The organism is Streptomyces sp. 13-12-16 (genome assembly GCF_002114215.1).
Lineage (GTDB): Bacteria > Actinomycetota > Actinomycetes > Streptomycetales > Streptomycetaceae > Streptomyces.
In genome coordinates this window covers 997-1272 of record NZ_NCTE01001456.1, presented here as the reverse complement: position 1 = coordinate 1272, position 276 = coordinate 997, and the positions used below count along the sequence as shown (strand labels likewise).

General features: G+C 80.4%; 1 pseudogene. It reads left to right on the top strand.

What is annotated here, in order from left to right:
• Nucleotides 1-276: pseudogene (locus B7767_RS42585) on the top strand (serine/threonine protein kinase); the annotation flags it as partial.

Sequence of the window (276 nt, the reverse complement as noted above, 5' to 3'; positions counted from 1 at the left end):
CCCGGCGTCCGCGCCGGCCGGTCCACCGGACGAGCCCGGGGCCCCGTCCACGCCCGCCCCCTCCCCCTCCCCGTCGGACGGCGCGGGCGGCCTCCCGCCCGGCTACCGCACCCACCACGCTCCGGAGGGCTTCTCCGTCGCGCTGCCCGAGGGCTGGGAGCGGCTGGACACCTCCCGCGGCTCCGGTCCGGCCTACCGCGTCGTCTTCGGCGCCGACGGGGATCCGCGCACGCTCGCCGTCACGTACAGCGAGCGGGTGGGGTCGGACGCGGTGGC